Raw genomic sequence first — 17228 nt, 5'->3', positions numbered from 1 at the left:
TGTCGTCTCCCCGCTCAGCACAACGCACGAGGCAGCGGTGCGCGCTTTCGTATCGACCTTCGCGACATCACAGTTTTCCTCGGGGGGTGGCGTGGGGACACGGACCACCTCCCAGCCCGGCTGGAACGTATCAGTCGCGGAGCCCTCGTGTCAGCACTCTCGTCCAATTTTACGAACGACGTTCGACATGTCGAACGGTCGGAGGGCTGGGGCATGCGCGACACGCTACCCCCGCCACACGCCCGTCGGGGCCGTGCTCCGGGCGTAGTCGGCGAAGTCCCGGGCCTCGCGCCCGAGGAGGCGGCGGACGTCGTCGGTCGGCTCGGTGTTCCGGCCGTCGAAGGTCTCGGTGAAGATCGCCGCGACCATCCCGGCGAGCTCCGCCGGCACGCCGGCGCCGACCATGCCGGCGACGAACTCGTCGGCGGACACCGGGAGGTAGCGCAGCTCCCGGCCCGTGGCGGCGGCGATCTCCGCCGTGGCCTCGCGGACGGTCAACGAACGCGGGCCGGTGAGTTCGTGGACGGCGCCGGCGTGGCCCGGGTCGAGGAGGACGGTCGTGGCGACCTCCGCGATGTCGTCGGCGTCGACGAACGGCGTGGGCACCTCGCCGGTGGGCAACGCGATCTCGCCGGCGAGCACCAGATCGCGCAGGAACTCCTCGCTGAAGTTCTGCGCGAACCAGTCGCAGCGCAGGATCGTCCACGCCGCGCCCGACTCCCGCAGCGCCCGTTCGGCCGGCCGCGCCGAGGCCATGCCGCGCCCGGAGAGCAGCACCAGCCGGACGTCGTGCGCGGCGGCGAGCTCGCCGAGGGCGCCGATGTGCTCGGCCGCGTCCGGGGCGGAGATGTCGGGGGCGTACGCGACGTAGGCGGCGGTGACCTCCCGCAGCACCGGCTCCCAGGTGCGTTGGTCGGTCCAGTCGAAGCGGGGCGTGCCGGACCGGGAGCCGATCCGCACGGACGCGCCCCGGGCGGCGAGCCGCTCGGCGACGCGGCGGCCGGTCTTGCCGGTGCCGCCGAGTACCAGATGGGTGTCGGCGGTGGGGGAGTCGGTGGTGTGGGTGCTCGTGATGCCGTGCGCGGCGTTCGTCGTCATGTCCTCATTCCACCGGCGGCGGGGGCAGGACAACATCGGCGAGGGGCTCGGACGCATACGCGTGCGTCTACGCTCTTTCACCATGGACGCCCTCACCACCCTGCTGGACGGACCCCGGGCCCGGGGCGCCTTCCTGATGCGTGTCATCGTCGATCCGCCGTGGGGGGTGCGGGTGATGGACGAGGCGCCGGTCACCGTGGTGTGCGTGGCCAGGGGCGGCGCGTACATCGTGCCCGACGCCGGCTCCGGCGCGGAGCCGGTGCGGCTGGGGCCGGGTGACGTGGCCGTGGTGCGCGGCCCCGCGCCGTACACCGCCGCGGACGACCCGGGCACCCCGCCGCAGACCCTGGTCACGCCCGGCGGGTGCGGAATGTCGCTGGACGGCCGGGTCAACCTGTGCGAGGAGATGAGCCTCGGCGCGCGCACCTGGGGCACCGGACCCGACGGCGCGACGGCGCTGCTGATCGGCACGTACCAGGTGCCGGGCGAGATCGGCGGGCGCCTGCTGCGGGCCCTGCCGCCGGTGCTGGCGCTGCGCGCGGACGAGTGGGAGTCGGCGCTGCTGCCGCTGCTCGGCGAGGAGATCGTGAAGGACGGGCCCGGCCAGGAGATCGTGCTCGACCGGCTGCTCGACCTGCTGTTGATCTCCGTGCTGCGCGCCTGGTTCGCCGGGCCGCGCGGCAACGCGCCCGGCTGGTTCCGGGCGCACGGCGACCCCGTGGTGGGTCCCGCGCTGCGGCTGCTGCACGAGCACCCCGCGCACCCCTGGACGGTGGCCGCGCTGGCGGCGCGCGCCGGCGCGTCACGGGCGGGGCTCGCGCGCCGCTTCGCCTCCCTGGTGGGGGAGCCGCCCATGACGTACCTGACGAACTGGCGGCTGGAGCTGGCCGCCGACCTGCTGCGCGAACCGGGCCTCACGCTGGAGGCCGTGGCCCGCCGGGTGGGCTACGGCAGCGCGTTCGCGCTGAGCGCGGCGTTCAAGCGGGAGCGCGGGGTCAGCCCGAGCGAACACCGCGTCGGCTGACCCCGCGCCCCGGACACCGCTAGGCGTCGCCCGCCCGGGGTTGCAGGTCGTCCGCGGAGCGGGCCGGCCGGTAGACGGTCAGGCCGCCGGAACGCTTGTCCAGCACCAGTTCGGTCGCGGCGTCCGCGGCCTCGCCGTCGTAGGACAGGGAAGTGTCCCGGGGCAGCCCGGACAGCCGCAGCTCCGGCAGCCGGGCCGCGGAGTACGCGGGGGAGCGGGGCAGCGTGCCGGTCAGCGCGGCGAGCACCACCCGGGTGCGGGCCAGCGGCCGGTCGGCGGTCACGGCGCGCACGTCGAGCAGCCCGTCGTCGAGGTGGGTGCGGTGGGCGGGCGCGAAGCCCTCGGGGGAGTACAGCCCGTTGCCCACGAACAGCAGCCACAGCCGGTGCGGATGCCCGTTCAGCTCCACCTCCACCGGGCGGGCGGTGCGCAGCACGCGGGCCATGGACACGGCGGCGGCCGGCCACTTGCCGATGCGGTCCTCCAGCGACTCGCGGATGCGGACCACCTCGGGGTAGAGGCCGAGGCTGAAGGTGTTCAGGAACGCCTCGTCGGCGGGGCCCGACCCCCGTACGCCCCGGGTCCTGCGGACGCGGGCCAGGTCCACCGCGATGGCGTCGCCGTTCCGCACCGCCTCGGCGGTGTCCTCGAACGTCTCTATTCCGGTGTCGAGGGCGAAGTGGTTGAGCGTGCCGCCCGGGAAGATCGCCAGCGGCACGCGATGTTCGGCGGCGCGCCGGGCCGCCGCGTTGAGGCTGCCGTCGCCGCCGCAGACGCCGAGCGCCCCGTCGACCTCGGCGGCGCGCTTCGCCGCGTCGTCGAGCAGCGCGCCCAGGTCCTGGCCCTCGCCGCAGGTCACCACCTCGGCCTGCGGCAGCACGGTCCGCAGCCGCTCCGCGCTGCCCTCGCCGCCGGGTCCGGCGCGGTCGTTGACGACCGCGAACAGGCCCGCGCCCTCGGGCAACGCGGGCGCCGGCGCCCGGTGGTGCACCAGCCCCTGCGGCGGCGGGCGGCGCGGCCACACCTGGCTCGTCGTGTAGGCCGCCGTGATGCCGATCAGACAGCCGGCGACCACGTCGGACGGGTAGTGGACGCCGACGTAGACGCGGGAGGCGGCGACGCTGGCGGCCACCGGGAGGACGGGCAGGCCGTGCCGCGGCGACTCCAGGATCACGCCGGTGGCGAACGCCGCGGCCGAGGCCGAGTGCCCCGACGGGAACGAACTGGTCAGCGGCTGGCGGGCGAGCCGGCGGGCCAGCGGCACGGCGTCGATCAGCGGACGCTGGCGGTGGGCCAGGTACTTGATGACGGTGTTGGTCGTCGCCGAGGCCAGCGTCAGCGCGGCGACGCCGCGGAGCGCGGCGCGGCGCCCGCGCCGGCCGCCCACCGCGGCCAGCCCGGCGGCGGTGGCGAACCACAGCACGCCGTGGTTCGCCGAACGGCTCAGGCGCGGCAGCACCCGTTGCACGCCGGGCGGATGTGCGGCCGCGACGCGCGCGAAGACGCGGCGGTCCAGACGGCTGAGGCGTCCCATGCTTGTCCCTTTCCGGGTGTTGTCCGGGTTCGCTCCCGGGTCGGTTCCGGGTCGGCGCGGATGTCGGGGTCCGGGTATGGCCGTCCCGAGCGCCGCCCGGCGCTCCGTGCCGGCGGTGGTGGCCCTGCTGGTGCGGGTGGCGTGGGTCGGCGGTGGCGGCCGGCGTCGTGCTGGTGCGGGTGGTGCGGGTGGTGCGGGTGGTGCGGGCCGGCGGCGGCCGGCCGGCGTTTCCGTGCCGGTGTGGGTGGTGCGGGTGGTGCCAGTGGTGCGGGTGGGGTGTAGCACGGCGCGGCCTCGGCGCCCGGGCCGCGCGGGGCCGGGAGGCACCGCGGTGCCGCGACGACGCGGCAAGCGACCCGCGGCAAGCGACCCGCGGCAAGCGACCCGTGCGTGGGGACGGCGGCCGTCGTCACTCGGCCGCCGTCCCCACGCGGCTCACCCGGCCTGTGGCGTCCTCCGGCTGTCGTAGACGGCCACCGGCTCCGGGTTCGCGGTGACCGTGGTGAAGACGATCGCGGAGTCGGTCAGGGCGCGGATGCTGTGCCGGCCCTGCGGGATGTTCAGCACCTGTCCGGCGCGCAGCTCCGTGTCCTCGCCCTCCCGCGCGATCAGCCGCACCCGGCCGCGCAGCACGTGCAGGCTCGCGGCGGGCGGCGCGGTGTGCTCCTCCAGCTCCGCTCCGGCGGCCAGCGCGATCACGCTCTGCCGCAACGGCCCGTCGTGCAGGAACAGATGGGCGCTGCGGCCGTGCTCGGCCTGTCGCGCGAGGGCCAGGTGTTGCTCCGCGAGGAGGGTGAGGTCTTCCATGACATCCATGCTTCCGTGTACCCCAGCCCTCGCAACCTGATTCACCCGCCGCCCAGGCGTTCGGACCGGGTGGGGGCGTCAGCTGTGCTCTCGTGCCACGGTAGCCCTGCCCGGCGAGCCGTCGCCATCCGTCGCCGGGTCGGTCGCCAGTTCGACGCGGACCGCGCAGACCTTGAACTCGGGCATCCGGGAGGTCGGGTCGAGCGCCGGGTTCGTCAACGTGTTGGCGCGGCCCTCACCCGGCCAGTGGAACGGCATGAACACCGTGTCGGGGCGGATGTCCCGGCTGATACGCGCCGGCGCGACGGCGCGTCCGCGCCGGGAGGTGACCGCCAGCCGGTCGCCCTCGGCCGCGCCGATGCGCTCCGCCAGCCGGGGGTGCAGCTGCACGAAGGGGCCGGGCTCGGCCTCGTTCAGTCGCGCCACCCGCCGGGTCTGCGCGCCCGACTGGTACTGCGCCAGCACCCGCCCGGTGGTCAGCAGAAGCGGATACTCGGCCGTCGGCTCCTCGGCCGCGGGGCGGTGGCTGACCGGCGCGAACCGGGCCCGCCCGTCCGGCGTCGCGAAGCGGTCCAGGAAGAGACGGGGCGTGCCGGGGTGGGGCGCGGCCGAATGGTCGTTGGACGGCTCGTCGTCGGAGGCGTCGAGAGCATCGGGGCCGCCGAGGGCGTCGGGCGGGCTCACCGGCCCCTCGGGGCAGGGCCAGAACACCCCGTCCTCCTCGGCGATCCGCCGGTAGGTGATGCCCGAGTAGTCGGCCTTGCCGCCCGCCGAGGCACGCCGCAACTCGTCGAAGACCTCCTCCGGATCCGTCGGGAAGCCCTTCTCCCAGCCCAGCCGGCCCGCCAGATCGTGCAGCACCCGCAGGTCGCTGCGGCACCCGACCGGCGGTTCCGCGGCCTGCCGGCGCAGCAGCACCCGCCCCTCCAGGTTGGTCATGGTGCCGGTCTCCTCCGCCCACTGCGTCACCGGCAGCACCACGTCGGCGAGCCGGGCGGTCTCGGACAGCACCACGTCGCAGACGGCCAGGAAGTCCAGCGCCCGGATCCGCTCCGTCACATGCGCGGCGCGCGGCGCGGAGACCACCGGGTTGGACGCCATCAGCAGCAGCGCCCGCACCCCGTCGGGCCGGTCCCGGCCCAGCGCGTCGAGCAGTTCGTACGCGCTGCGCCCCGGGCCCGGCAGGGTCTCCGGGTCCACGCCCCACACGCCGGCGACGTGCTCGCGGGCGGCGGCGTCGGCCAGCATCCGGTAGCCGGGAAGCTGGTCGGCCTTCTGCCCGTGCTCCCGCCCGCCCTGGCCGTTGCCCTGCCCGGTCAGGCAGCCGTAGCCGGACAGCGGGCGGCCGGCCCGGCCGGTGGCCAGGCACAGGTTGATCCAGGCGCCGACGGTGTCGGTGCCCTTGGACTGCTGTTCCGGCCCGCGCGCGGTGAGCACCATGGCGGCGGCCGGTTCGCAGAACATCCGCACGGCCTCCCGCAGCTGCGGGACGGGCACGCCGGTGATCCGCTCCACCTGTTCCGGCCAGTGCGCCATGGCCGCGGCCCTGGCCTCCGGCCAGCCGCTGGTGCGGGCCGCGACGAACGCCTCGTCGGTGCGGCCCTCGGCGACCACCACGTGCAGCAGGCCGAGCGCCAGCGCCAGGTCGGTGCCGGGACGCGGCGCCAGGTGCAGGTCGGCGAGCTCGGCGGTGCGGGTGCGGCGGGGGTCGACGACGACGAGCCGGCCGCCGTTCTCCTTCAGCTCGGTGAAGTAGCGCAACGCCGGCGGCATGGTCTCGGCGAGGTTGGAGCCGACCAGGATGACGCAGCCGGTCCTGGGGATGTCCGCGAGCGGGAACGGCAGCCCGCGGTCCACGCCGAACGCGCGGTTCCCGGCCGCGGCGGCCGAGGACATGCAGAACCGCCCGTTGTAGTCGATCTGCGAGGTGCCGAGCACCAGGCGGGCGAACTTGCCGAGCGCGTACGCCTTCTCGTTGGTCAGCCCGCCGCCGCCGAAGACGCCGACGGCGTCGGGGCCGTGCCGCCCGCTGACGGCGGCCAGACCGGCGGCCAGGCGGTCCAGCGCCTCGTCCCAGCTCGCCGGCTCCAGCTCGCCGGACCGGTGGCGGCGCACCAGCGGCTCGGTGAGCCGGGCGCCGGCGGCGAGCAGTTCGGGGGCGGTCTGGCCCTTGCCGCACAGCGCGCCCTTGTTGACCGGGAACGCGGTGCGGGGCAGCACCTCCAGGCCGCCGGGCGTGCCGGCGTCAGGGCGCAGCGTCATGCCGCACTGGAGCGCGCAGTACGGGCAGTGCGTGTCGGTCCCGGACGCGCTCCCCGGGGCCGCCTCGCCGCGCGCTCCGGCCAGGCCGACACCGCCCGCGCCCCCGATACCGCCGTCCCCGCCGCTGCCGGCGTCTCCGCCGTCGCTGCCGCCCCTGCCCCGCACGATCGCCACCATGCGCTCAGGATGCGTCGCGCGTGTTACGGCCGGGCTGCGCGGACCGTTACGCCGCCGGTGCGCCGCGCTCAGCCGGCGGCCCGCGGGACGGTGAGGAAGGACACGGTGATTGGTGACGTGCCGGCAACACCCCGGCAACGCGTCGCCCGCAGGCTGGCGGCATGACCGCCGGCACCGCCTCCGCCCCGACCCTGGTCGCCGTGGCGCACGGCTCCCCCGATCCCCGCGCCCAGCACGCCGTCCGCGCCCTGGTGCGGCTGGTCGGCGCCCTGCGCCCCGGGCTGCGCGTCGAACTCGGCTATCTGGAGACCGACCGTCCGCTGCTCCGCGACACCCTGGCGGGGCTGAGCGGCACGGCGGTCCTGGTGCCGCTGCTGTTCAGCCGGGGCTACCACGTCAAGCACGACCTGCCCGCGGTGCTGGCCGCCGCCCGGGCCGCCGGCCGGCTCGACGCCGTCACCGCCGCCTGCCTGGGCCCGCATCCGCTGCTGGCCGAGGTGCTGCACCAGCGGCTGCTGGAGGCCGGCTACCGCCGCGGCTCCCCGGTGGTGCTGGCCGCCGCCGGCTCGCTCGACCCCGAGTCGGCCGCGGGCACCCGGCACACCGCCGATCTGCTGTCCACCCGGCTCGGCGGGGTCCCGGTGCTGCCCGGCTACGCCTCCGCCGCCCAGCCCACCGTGCCCGAGGCGGTCGCCGCGCTGCGCGCCGACAGGCATCCGGCCGCCCACATCGCCGTGGCCTCCTGCTTCGTGGCACCCGGCCTGTTCGCCACCCGGTGCGCCGAGGCCGCGCCCGGCGTGGTGTCCGCGCCGCTCGGCGCCCACCCGATCCTCGCCCGGCTGCTGCTGCACCGGTACGACCAGGCGCGCGGCATTCCGACCCCGCGCCCCTCGCACGTCCGTCGCCCGCTGGAGGCCGTCCGGTAGCGAGCCCACCACCGTTCGGGGCTACCGTCGGGCGTATGTACGCCGATGACGCCGACGCAGCCGCCACTCCCGCCGACACCCCCGACACCGCCGGGACTCCCAGCGGCGACCGGTATGACGGGTACGACGGGTACGACGGGCACGACGGGCCTGACGGGTACGACGAGGCCGACGCCGAGCGCTTCGACCCGGAGCCGGACAAACGCTCGGGGCGCACCGCGTTCCAACGCGACCGGGCCCGGGTGCAGCATTCGGCCGCGCTGCGGCGCCTCGCCGGCAAGACCCAGGTCGTCACCCTCGACGGCGACGACCAGGCGGCCGGCGCCGGCTCGGCGGACGAGGACCCGGCCGGCGAGGCGCCGTTCGGTGAGGCGCCGTTCGGTGAGTGGGACGCGTGGGGCGCGGCGCCGCGCACCCGGCTCACCCACTCCCTGGAATGCGCCCAGATCGGCCGCGACCTCGGCGCCGCCTTCGGCTGCGACCCCGACATCGTGGAGGCCGCCTGCCTGGCCCACGACCTCGGCCACCCCCCGTTCGGCCACAACGGTGAGCGCGCCCTCGACGAGATCGCCGCGGACTGCGGCGGCTTCGAGGCCAACGCCCAGAGCCTCCGCCTGCTCACCCGCCTGGAGCCCAAGCGGTGGAGCGCCAGCGGCCGTTCCGTCGGCCTCAACCTCACCCGCGCCACCCTCGACGCCGCCACCAAGTACCCGTGGCCGCGCGGCGGGCATCCGGCCGGGCCCGACTCGGCGAAGTTCGGCGTCTACGAGGACGATCTGCCCGTCTTCACCTGGCTGCGCGACGGATCCCCCGCCGCCCCGCCGGGACGCCGCTGCTTCGAGGCCCAGGTGATGGACTGGGCGGACGACATCGCGTACTCGGTGCACGACCTGGAGGACGGCGTGCACGCGGGACACGTCGACCCGCGGTGGCTGCACGCCGAGCCGGAGCGCCGCGAGGTGTTCTCCGTCGCCGCTCGCCGCTACGCCCCCGCGGGCGCGGACCTCGCCGAGCTGGCCGCGGCCCTGGACCGCCTGCTCGAACAGGAGTGGTGGCCGCACCGCTACGACGGCAGCGCGGCCGCCCAGGCCCGGCTGAAGGACGCCACCAGCCAGCTGATCGGCCGGTTCTGCGTGGCCGCCGAGCGGGCCACCCGTGCCGCCCACGGCCCGGGCCGGCTGCGCCGCTACGCCGCCGACGTGGTGGTGCCGCCCGAGACCCGGCTGGAGTGCGCCGTGCTGAAGGCGGTCGCCGACGCCTACGTCATGCAGCGCCCCGAGTTCGAACGGCTGCGCGCCCGCCAGCGCGCCGTGCTCGCCGAGCTCGGCGCGGAGCTCGGGCGCCGCGCGCCGGAGGGGCTGGACCCCCAGTACCGGGCGCTGTTCGCCGCCGCGACCGACGACGCGGCCCGGCTGCGGGTGATCGTCGACCAGATCGCGTCGCTCACCGACGCGTCCGCCGGCTGGTTGCACGCCCGGCTCACCACCCGGCGCGGAGGCCCACGCGCGGGCGCGCGTGGCTGACGCCCCTCTTCCGGTAACGCCCCAGGTGGGGCAGGCTCCTTGGGGAGCCAAGCGATCGGGAGGCTGCGTGTGAACGGGACATATCGAACGTTCGTCATCATCGGCGGTGGACTGGCCGGGGCCAAGGCGGCCGAAACCCTCCGTGAGGAGGGCTTCACCGGGCGGGTCATTCTCATCGGGGACGAGCACGAGCAGCCCTACGAACGTCCCCCGCTCTCCAAGGACTACCTCATCGGCCGGGCCGAGCGGGACAGCGTCTACGTGCACGACGCCTCCTGGTACGCGCACCAGCGGATCGAGCTGCATCTCGGCCAGCCCGCCGTCGCCATCGACCGGGACAGCCGGGAGGTCAGGCTCGGCGACGGCACCCGCGTGCAGTACGACGCGCTGCTGCTGGCCACCGGCGCCGAACCGCGCCGGCTGGGCGTTCCCGGCACCCAGCTGGCCGGCGTGCACCACCTGCGCCGGCTGGCGCACGCCGACCATCTGCGGGGCGTGCTCACCGACCGCAGTCAGCCGGACCGGCCGCTGGTCATCTCGGGCGCCGGCTGGATCGGCCTGGAGGTCGCCGCCGCGGCGCGCACGCTGGGCACCGAGGTGATCGTCGTCGAGCCGGAGCCCACCCCGCTGTACCAGGTGCTCGGGCCCGAGCTGGGCGAGGTCTTCGCGAACCTGCACCGCGAGCACGGCGTGACGTTCCACTTCGGCACCAGGATCACCGAGCTCACCGGCCGGGACGGCATGGTCGCCGCCGCGCACACCGCCGACGGGCAGGAGCTGCCGGCCCGCGCCGTGCTCGCCGCGATCGGCGCCAGCCCGCGCACCGCCCTGGCCAAGTCCGCGGGCCTGGAGCTGGTGGACGACGGCGCCGGCGGCATCGCCGTGGACGCCGGCCTGCGCACCAGCGACCCGCGGATCTTCGCGGCCGGCGACGCGGCGGCCGTGGCGCTGCCCGGCGCCGGCGAGGGCGGCGCGCCGCCCAGGCGCCGGGTGGAGCACTGGGCGAACGCGCTGAACTCGGGCCCGGCCGCCGCCCGCGCCATGCTCGGCCACGACGTCACCTACGACCGGGTGCCGTACTTCTTCTCCGACCAGTACGACGTCGGCCTGGAGTACTCGGGCTGGGCCCCGCCCGGCACGTACGACCAGGTGGTGTACCGGGGGGACGTGACCAAGCGCTCGTTCATCGCCTTCTGGCTGCGCGAGCGCCGCATTCTGGCCGGCCTGAACATGAACGTCTGGGACGTCACGGACTCCATCCAGGAGCGGATCCGCAGCGGCGTGCCCGTGGATCTCGAAGGGCTCGCCGACCCCGACGTGCCGCTGGAGAACCTGGCGCCCTGAGCGGTCGAGGGGTGCGGTGCGACGGGCGGGATGAGGGTGCCGGGATTAGGGTGAAAGGAGACATACGTAACAGAAGCGGCGAGTGAAGGTCCGGTACCAGGTGGCCGTTCAGACCCTGGACACGCAGGTCGTGACCTCTCTGGTCAGGGCTGCCACGGCGGCGCCTTCCCTGCACAACGCGCAGCCGTGGCGCTTCCGCTTCCTCAGCGACAGCGCCACGTTCCAGGTCAGGGCCGCCCTGGACCGCTGCCTGCCGCAGGCCGATCCGCACGGGCGGGCGCTGCACCTGGGCTGCGCCGCCGCCCTGTTCAACCTGCGCGTGGCCGCCGCGCACGCCGCCTGGCTGCCGGTCACCCGGCTGCTGCCCGACCCCTACGATCCGCGCCTGCTCGCCACGGTGCGGCTGGAGCCCCCGCCGCCCCCGGCGCGCGCCGGCGCGGCGGAGGAGCTGGCGATGCTCACCGATCTCGCCGACCTCTTCCCGGCGATCCGCCAGCGGCGCACCAGCCGCCAGCCGTTCCGCGACGAGCCGGTGCCCGCCGAGGTGCGGGAGCTGCTGGTCGACGCCGCCGAGCGGGAGGGCGCCCACCTGCGCTTCCCGCCCCCCGGCGAGGCGTGGATCATCCTGGAGCTGTCCCAGGACGCCGAGGGCCGTGATCTCGCCAACTTCACCACCAGCGGCACCGGGCAGCCCGCGCAGCTCGCGCTGCTCGGCACCTCGGAGGACCGCCCACTGGACTGGCTGCGCGCCGGCCAGGCGCTGGAACGGCTGCTGCTGGTCGCCACCGGGCACGGCCTCAGCGCCGCCCTGACCTCGCACACCCCCGAATGGTCCGAGCCGCACGCGCCCGAACGCCCGCAGATGGTGCTGCGCCTCGGCTACGCGCCACCGTCCCCGGCCACCGCCCGCCGGCCGGTCCCTTTGGTGCTGGAGATCGACTGATCGACTGGTCGACATGTCGCCGGCGCACCGTGAGTCGTGGACCGGGTGTCCCGGACCGCCTCGACCCCGCCCGAGGTGTCGGTACCCGGCCGTAGACTTCTGTCGTGGCGGGCAGGATCAACGACGAGGACGTGCGGGCGGTGCGGGACGCCGTGCCGATCGACGCCGTCGTCGCGGAGTACCTCCAGCTGCGCAACGCGGGCGGAGGGAACCTCAAGGGCCTGTGCCCGTTCCACGACGAGAAGTCCCCGTCCTTCCACGTCAGCCCGAGCAAGGGCCTCTACCACTGCTTCGGCTGCCAGGAGGGCGGCGACACCATCGCCTTCGTGATGAAGGTCGAGCACCTGTCGTTCGCCGAGACCGTGGAGCGGCTCGCCGGGCAGGCCGGGATCACCCTGCGGTACGAGCAGGGCGGGTACGCGCCGGGGCGGCAGCAGAGCGAGCGCACCCGGCTGGTCGAGGCGCACAAGGTGGCCGCGGCGTACTACGCGGAGCAGCTCGGTTCCGCGGAGGCGGAGGTCGGGCGCCGGTTCCTGGACGAGCGCGGCTTCGACCAGGCCGCCGCCGAGCGGTTCGGCGTCGGGTACGCGCCGGCCGGCTGGGACCACGCGGTGCGGTTCCTGCGCGGGCGCGGCTTCACCGACCGGGAGTTGCTCGCCTCCGGCATCGCGCAGGACGGGCGGCGCGGCCCGATCGACCGGTTCCGCGGCCGTCTGGTGTGGCCCATCCGCGACATCACCGGCGAGGTGGTCGGCTTCGGCGCCCGCCGGCTGCGCGACGACGACAACGGGCCCAAGTACCTGAACACGCCGGAGACCCCGATCTACCGCAAGTCCCAGGTGCTGTACGGCATCGACCTGGCCAAGCGGGACATCGCCAAGCACAACCGGGCGGTCGTGGTCGAGGGGTACACGGACGTGATGGCCTGTCACCTCGCGGGCGTCACCACCGCCATCGCCACCTGCGGCACCGCGTTCGGCGGGGAGCACGTGAAGATCCTCCGGCGGGTGCTGATGGACAGCAGCAGTTCGCACAGCGCCGGCGAGGTGGTGTTCACCTTCGACGGCGACGCCGCGGGGCAGAAGGCGGCGCTGCGAGCGTTCGAGGACGACCAGAAGTTCGCCGCCCGGACCTTCATCGCCGTCTCGCCCGGCGGCATGGACCCCTGCGAGCTCCGGCTCGCCGAGGGGGACGCGGCGGTGGAGAAGCTCGTCGACTCCCGCACCCCGCTCTTCGACTTCGCCGTCAGGTCGGTCCTGCGGCAGCATGACCTGGACACCGCGGAGGGCCGTTCGGCCGCCCTGGAGCACGCGGCGCCGATCGTCGCGGGCATCAAGGACCCGGCGATCCGCCGGGACTACGCGGTGCGGCTCGCCGGGCTGCTCGGCGTGCTGGACGAGGAGTTCATCGTCCGCCGGGTCTACCAGCTGGCCCGCAGGAGCCGGGCCCAGGACCGCGGCGGTGCCGGCCGGCCCGCCGGCCCGGGTCCCGGACCCCGGGCCGTGGCGCCCGCCGCCGCCCCTGCCGCCTCCGCCGGCCCCTCGGGCCCCCCGCTGAACCTGCGCAGTCCCGCGCTGCTCGCCGAGCGGGAGCTGATCAAGCTCGCGTTGCAGTTCCCGCATCTCGTCGCCCCGGTCTTCGACGCGTACGGCGAGGACGAGTTCACCGCGCCGCCGTACGCCGTCGTCCGCCGGGCCATCGCGGACGCCGGCGGCGTCGGCCCCGGCGGGGACGGCAGCGGCGGGGACGGCGTGGCGTACCTCGGCCGGGTTCGCGAGGCCGCGCCGGACGACACGGTGCGCGGGCTGATCACCGAGCTCGCCGTGGAGCCGTTGCGCCGGCGCGTTCCCGACGCGTTCTACGCGGGGGTGCAGCTGGTGCAGGTGCGGCTCGCCGCCGTGGACCGCCGGCTCGCCGAACTGGAGGGCGCCGCGCGGCGTCTGGAGGCCCGGGGCGACGAGAGTGCCGCCGGCGTGCGCCAGGAGGTGTGGACCCTCCAGCGCTATCGCATCTCGCTTCGCGAACGGGGCGCGGAGGCGTTGTATTCGTGAGCGGGGCGTGCGCCTGAGCGCCCGGAGCGTGAGCGCGGCGCGGAAAGTGGACGCATGACCCTCGTGGCGGACCTGTGTCGTACCCCACACTGGGTGAGGCGCCGATTCACCGGCCGCGATCACCTGGAGGTCGCCCCGTGCACACCCGGACGCTCAGCAACGCGGCCCCGGCCGCAGGCCAGGCACCGACGCTGGCCACCCTGGAGCGCGCGGAAACCGAACCAGAACAGCCACCGGAGGCGCCGCCACGGCGCGACACCGGCGCCTCCGCCACGTTCGGCGGCAGCGACCTCTTCCGCCAGTACCTGCGCGAGATCGGCCGCATCCCGCTGCTGAACGCCTCCGACGAGGTGGAGCTGGCCCGCCGGATCGAGGCCGGCCTCTTCGCCGAGGAGCGGCTCCTCACCGCGACCGGCCTGGACGACCAACTCGCCCTGGACCTGGACCGCCTGGTGGTGCGCGGGCGGCTGGCGAAGCGTCAGCTGATCGAGGCCAACCTGCGCCTCGTGGTCTCCGTCGCCAAGCGCTACATCGGCCGCGGCCTGACCATGCTCGACCTGGTGCAGGAGGGGAACCTCGGGCTGATCCGCGCCGTGGAGAAGTTCGACTACACCCGCGGCTTCAAGTTCTCCACCTACGCCACGTGGTGGATCCGGCAGGCGATGTCCCGGGCGATAGCCGACCAGGCCCGCACCATCCGGGTGCCGGTGCACGTGGTCGAGCTGATCAACCGGGTGGTGCGGGTGCAGCGCCGGGTGCTCCAGGAGCGCGGCTCCGAGCCCAGCTCGGAGGAGGTCGCGATGCTGCTCGGCATCACCCCGGCCCGGGTCAGCGAGATCCTCCGCCTCGCCCAGGACCCGGTCTCCCTCCAGGCGCCGGTCGGCGAGGAGGACGACGTCAACCTCGGCGACCTCATCGAGGACGCCGACCTGCTCTCCCCGGCCGAGTCCGCCGCGTTCCTGCTGCTCCGCGAGCAGCTGGAGGCCGTGCTCTCCACCCTCGCGGACCGCGAACGCCGCGTGGTCGAGCTCCGCTACGGCCTGATGGACGGTCGCCCCCGCACCCTGGAGGAGATCGGCCGCCTCTTCGGCGTGACCCGCGAACGCATCCGCCAGATAGAACACAAGACCCTCGGCAAACTCCGCGACCACGCCTACGCCGAACAACTCCGCGGCTACCTGGACTAGACCGTCCGGAACCGAACGCCTGAGCTTCCCGGCGGCCGTTCCGGGTGGACGTGCTGCCCCGCCGCCTCACCCTCGCCGACGCGTGGGAGATGCGCGATCCGGAGACCTCGGACGCCCGGCTCTGGGCCCTGGTCGGCGTCGGCGGCGACGAACTGACCGGACTTGGGCCCGACCTCGCCGCCGGAACCCGAGCCTTCGTGATTGCCGGCCCACCGAAGTCCGGACGCAGCACGCTGCTGCTCAACCTTGCCGAGGCGTACCTGAACAAGGGCGTCCGCCTGGTGCTTTCCACTCCCAGGACGTCGCCGTTGGCCGAACTGGAGGGGCGCGAGGGCGTGGTGGAGGTACTGAAGGGCAACAAGCTGAAGGCCGACCAGGTCAGGGAGGCCCTCGTCAGTGCCTCGCCCGGCCAGCCCGTCGTGATGCTCATGGACGACGCTGAGGAGCTGAGGCGGTGTGACGCGAGCGACGAGCTCAAGACCGTCATCACTCAGGGGGCGGACCGGGGCACAGCCATCGTGCTGGCGGGCGACGCGGAGGAAATCTGCTCGGGGCTCACCGGATGGCAGCCCGAGGCGAAGAAGGGGCGGCGCGGCGTTCTCCTGTCACCGCGAAACCACCGGCAGGGCGACCTGATCGGCGCCAAATCGCCTCGCAGCGCGGCGGTCGAGCAGGTCCAGCCCGGCAGCGGCATCCTGCACCTTGGGGACGGTGCGCCAGTGGCGGTCAAGATCCCCGAGCCGTAACGTGCTATGACGCCAGGTGGATCGGGTTGCTCCAGGCACGGTGTCCGGCGGCGTCCTCGACGGTGACCCGGCAAAATCGTGACTCGAACATCGCGACGGGCAGCGAGCACTCCGTCAGCGTCTCTCCCTCGATCACCTGCGCGCCGGGTGAGCCGCCGGTGATCAGCACCTTCCGCACCGGCGAACAGCGCACCGTGATCACGCCGTCGTGGAGCCGCACGTCGTGCAGTTCCGGGCCGGTGCTGGAGTAGTAGTGGCCGGCCTTGAGGGACGCGAGGAGCGCCGCGGGGTCGAGGGAGGCTGCGCGCACCTGGACCCAGGCGGTGCAGCCTGGCGGGTCCTGGGGCTGGAAGTGCGCGTCGTCGGCAGCGTAGGCGCTCAGCCGGTGGCCCCGGTTCAACAGGACGTCGGCCAGGTGCCAGCTGTCGCCCCGGTCCTCGCGGGCCGAGAGCGCGTTGTGGACCTCCACCGCGTGCGCCGCGTCCAGGCTTTCGGCGTCGGCGAGGGTGAGCAGCGAGGCCGCGGGGTGGGCCATGCCGATGAACGCACCGGCGGCCCCGGCCCGGCGGGCCAACCGCGGGCCGCTCTCGCCGGGCTCGGGTGGCGGGAAGCCCAGCGGCAGCCCGACCGCGAGGATGTGCCACTCGGAGGAGAACTCGGTGCGCGGAGCGTGCAGTTCCGCGCCCAGCAGCGTGGTGAAGCCCGGGCGGCGCAGCGAGCGGGTGTCCGTCAGCGGGAACCCGTACCTGGCTCGGAAGTGATCCGTGACGGCCAGGAAGTCGTAGCCGGCCTCTCGATAGCGCCGCGCGAGCTCCTCGGGCGGCAACGCGCCGTCGGACCGGTCGGAATGCGTGTGCAGACTGCCCCGCCAGAAGCGTCCTGGCCGGTCGAACGGCAGGTCGGTCACGAGGGTGTCCGTTCCGTGTGGGCTGCCCGCGATCAGACCCGCTCCAGCGGGCGGTGGGGCTCGGCGGGGAGCTCCACGCGGATCGGGTCGCCGGGGCGGAGGGCACCGCCGGTGCGGACGATGCTCATGATGCCGGACTTGCGCACGACCTCGCCGGCCGCGTCGCGGCCGACGACCTGCTTCAGCAGGCCGTGCTGGAAGTTGTCGATCTGCAGGCAGGGGTTGCGCAGCCCGGTGACCTCGACGACCGCCTCGTCGCCGAGGTGCAGCAGGGTGCCCACCGGCAGTGCGAGCAGGTTGAGGCCGCGGGTGGTGACGTTCTCGCCGAGCTGGCCCGGCGTCACCGTGTAGCCCGCCTCCGCGAGCTCCGCGAAGAGCTCCTCCTGGATGAGGTGCACCTGGCGCAGGTTCGGCTGGGTGGGGTCCTGCGCGACGCGCGAGCGGTGCTTGACGGTCACGCCCGCGTGCACGTCGCCCTCGACGCCGAGCCCGGCGAGCAGCGTGATGCTGTCCCGGGTGGGCTTGGTGAACGAGTACACGTCGTTCCTGCTGACCGCTGCCACTGTGCCGCTCATGCCTCGACCTACCCTCGCCGGTAAACGATCACCTACGAGCGCAATTTTCGCAGCCGTGGCCGTTCTCGGACAGATGGTTTGTGTCGCACGCCTGCACGAGTGGGAGGCGCCGGCGCGTAGGGTA

General features: G+C 74.7%; 14 protein-coding genes. 8 read left to right on the top strand and 6 right to left on the bottom strand.

The window, feature by feature from the left end:
* Nucleotides 1–225: 225 nt before the first annotated feature.
* Entirely contained in the window at nucleotides 226–1098 is an 873-nt protein-coding gene (locus ABGB06_RS11450; protein ID WP_347588015.1) for an NmrA family transcriptional regulator, read from the bottom strand.
* Between the two features lie 82 nt (nucleotides 1099–1180).
* Here ABGB06_RS11450 and ABGB06_RS11445 point away from each other — a divergent pair, with 82 nt between their 5' ends.
* On the top strand, nucleotides 1181–2122 hold the full coding sequence (locus ABGB06_RS11445) for an AraC family transcriptional regulator (RefSeq protein WP_347588013.1): 942 nt from the start codon (nucleotides 1181–1183) through the stop codon (nucleotides 2120–2122).
* Between the two features lie 19 nt (nucleotides 2123–2141).
* Here ABGB06_RS11445 and ABGB06_RS11440 read toward each other — a convergent pair whose 3' ends face one another.
* The 3 genes from ABGB06_RS11440 to ABGB06_RS11430 all read right to left on the bottom strand — a co-directional run bounded on the left by ABGB06_RS11440 (nucleotide 2142) and on the right by ABGB06_RS11430 (nucleotide 6902).
* Nucleotides 2142–3656, bottom strand: coding sequence for a phosphatase PAP2 family protein (locus tag ABGB06_RS11440; RefSeq protein ID WP_347588012.1), 1515 nt, complete (start codon nucleotides 3654–3656; stop codon nucleotides 2142–2144).
* A gap of 435 nt (nucleotides 3657–4091) precedes the next feature.
* The gene (locus ABGB06_RS11435; protein ID WP_347588010.1) at nucleotides 4092–4463 is read right to left on the bottom strand and encodes a cupin domain-containing protein; all 372 of its coding nucleotides are present in this window, start codon (nucleotides 4461–4463) and stop codon (nucleotides 4092–4094) included.
* Nucleotides 4464–4541: 78 nt separating this feature from the next.
* Nucleotides 4542–6902, bottom strand: coding sequence for a molybdopterin oxidoreductase family protein (locus ABGB06_RS11430; RefSeq protein ID WP_347588008.1), 2361 nt, complete (start codon nucleotides 6900–6902; stop codon nucleotides 4542–4544).
* Between the two features lie 161 nt (nucleotides 6903–7063).
* On the opposite strand from ABGB06_RS11430, the gene ABGB06_RS11425 reads away from it, so the two are divergent.
* The 7 genes from ABGB06_RS11425 to ABGB06_RS11395 all read left to right on the top strand — a co-directional run bounded on the left by ABGB06_RS11425 (nucleotide 7064) and on the right by ABGB06_RS11395 (nucleotide 15622).
* Entirely contained in the window at nucleotides 7064–7828 is a 765-nt protein-coding gene (locus ABGB06_RS11425) for a CbiX/SirB N-terminal domain-containing protein (RefSeq protein WP_347588006.1), read from the top strand.
* A 35-nt stretch (nucleotides 7829–7863) separates the two neighbouring features.
* Nucleotides 7864–9351 (top strand): deoxyguanosinetriphosphate triphosphohydrolase, encoded by a 1488-nt coding sequence (locus tag ABGB06_RS11420; RefSeq protein WP_347588004.1) that lies wholly within the window; start codon nucleotides 7864–7866, stop codon nucleotides 9349–9351.
* Nucleotides 9352–9420: 69 nt separating this feature from the next.
* Nucleotides 9421–10695, top strand: coding sequence for an FAD-dependent oxidoreductase (locus ABGB06_RS11415; protein ID WP_347588002.1), 1275 nt, complete (start codon nucleotides 9421–9423; stop codon nucleotides 10693–10695).
* Between the two features lie 100 nt (nucleotides 10696–10795).
* On the top strand, nucleotides 10796–11638 hold the full coding sequence (locus ABGB06_RS11410; RefSeq protein WP_347588000.1) for a nitroreductase: 843 nt from the start codon (nucleotides 10796–10798) through the stop codon (nucleotides 11636–11638).
* Between the two features lie 104 nt (nucleotides 11639–11742).
* Nucleotides 11743–13689, top strand: coding sequence for a DNA primase (dnaG, locus tag ABGB06_RS11405; RefSeq protein WP_347587999.1), 1947 nt, complete (start codon nucleotides 11743–11745; stop codon nucleotides 13687–13689).
* Between the two features lie 74 nt (nucleotides 13690–13763).
* Nucleotides 13764–14876 carry an RNA polymerase sigma factor gene (locus ABGB06_RS11400; RefSeq protein WP_347587997.1) on the top strand — a complete coding sequence of 371 codons (1113 nt, stop codon included), beginning with the start codon at nucleotides 13764–13766 and terminating at the stop codon, nucleotides 14874–14876.
* 44 nt (nucleotides 14877–14920) lie between these two features.
* The gene (locus tag ABGB06_RS11395) at nucleotides 14921–15622 is read left to right on the top strand and encodes an ATP-binding protein (RefSeq protein WP_347587995.1); all 702 of its coding nucleotides are present in this window, start codon (nucleotides 14921–14923) and stop codon (nucleotides 15620–15622) included.
* 4 nt (nucleotides 15623–15626) lie between these two features.
* Here the strand turns inward: ABGB06_RS11395 and ABGB06_RS11390 are convergent, their stop codons facing one another.
* Both ABGB06_RS11390 and ABGB06_RS11385 read right to left on the bottom strand, forming a co-directional pair.
* Nucleotides 15627–16529 (bottom strand): CehA/McbA family metallohydrolase, encoded by a 903-nt coding sequence (locus ABGB06_RS11390; protein WP_347587994.1) that lies wholly within the window; start codon nucleotides 16527–16529, stop codon nucleotides 15627–15629.
* Between the two features lie 32 nt (nucleotides 16530–16561).
* Entirely contained in the window at nucleotides 16562–17104 is a 543-nt protein-coding gene (locus tag ABGB06_RS11385; protein ID WP_347587992.1) for an MOSC domain-containing protein, read from the bottom strand.
* Nucleotides 17105–17228: the final 124 nt, after the last annotated feature.

Source organism: Streptomyces sp. B6B3 (assembly GCF_039871525.1).
Classification (GTDB): domain Bacteria; phylum Actinomycetota; class Actinomycetes; order Streptomycetales; family Streptomycetaceae; genus Streptomyces.
The sequence above is the reverse complement of the archived record's forward strand: the minus strand, read 5'-3'. Positions and strand labels throughout refer to the sequence as shown.